Annotated in this window: 1 protein-coding gene; it reads left to right on the forward strand. The window is 46.3% G+C overall.

Going from position 1 to position 307, the window contains the following annotated elements; all coding sequences use genetic code 11:
* Positions 1–203 precede the first annotated feature (203 nt).
* Positions 204–278, forward strand: coding sequence for a RepA leader peptide Tap (gene tap / locus RTW80_RS28470; RefSeq protein WP_001442103.1), 75 nt, complete (start codon positions 204–206; stop codon positions 276–278).
* Positions 279–307 lie beyond the last annotated feature (29 nt).

The raw sequence follows: 307 nt of genomic DNA on the forward strand, positions 1-307 counted from the left end.
TGAGTGGTAGATTGCTGATCTTTTAAGGAATTTTGTGGCTGGCCACGCCGTAAGGTGGCAGGGAACTGGTTCTGATGTGGATTTACAGGAGCCAGAAAAGCGAAAACCCCGATAATCTTCTTCAAGTTTGGCGACTAGAAAGATTACCGGGGCCCCATAAAACCGCATAGCCAACAATTCAGCTATGCGGGGAGTATAGTTATATGCCCGGAAAAGTTCAAGACTTCTTTCTGTGCTCACTCCTTCTGTGCATTGTAAGTGCAGGATGGTGTGGCTAATCATGAAACACATTCAGTAATAGCGGGTG

Source organism: Escherichia sp. AM3 (assembly GCF_032029835.1).
Lineage (GTDB): Bacteria > Pseudomonadota > Gammaproteobacteria > Enterobacterales > Enterobacteriaceae > Escherichia > Escherichia coli.